1 protein-coding gene is annotated in these 406 nt (G+C 48.5%); it reads left to right on the forward strand.

All coding sequences use genetic code 11. The features are described 5' to 3' along the window. Positions 1 to 406: hypothetical protein (locus BB427_RS07185; protein WP_217492893.1), on the forward strand; the 406-nt coding region annotated here is incomplete at both ends.

A 406-nucleotide genomic window follows, 5' to 3' on the forward strand; every position in this document is an offset into this window, starting at 1 on the left:
CCGATCTTGAGAAGAACAAGAAGGAACTTGAACAAGCTCTCCAGAGGAAAGAGAAAGAGATGGCCAGTCTTTCTGCCAAGCTTGAAGATGAACAGAGCCTTGTTGCCAAATTGCAGAAACAGATTAAGGAACTCCAGGCAAGAATTGAAGAGCTTGAGGAGGAATTGGAAGCTGAGAGACAAGCAAGAGCAAAGGCTGAGAAGCAACGTGCTGATTTGGCCCGTGAAATTGAAGAGCTCAGTGAGAGGTTAGAAGAAGCTGGCGGCGCAACATCTGCACAGGTTGAGCTCAACAAGAGGCGAGAAGCCGAGATGGCCAAGCTGAGGAGGGATTTGGAAGAGTCCAACATCCAACATGAACAGACCCTAGCCAACCTCAGGAAGAAGCACAATGACGTTGTTGCTGA

This window comes from Pseudoalteromonas sp. BMB, from assembly GCF_001709235.1.
Taxonomy (GTDB): Bacteria; Pseudomonadota; Gammaproteobacteria; order Enterobacterales; family Alteromonadaceae; genus Pseudoalteromonas; species Pseudoalteromonas maricaloris.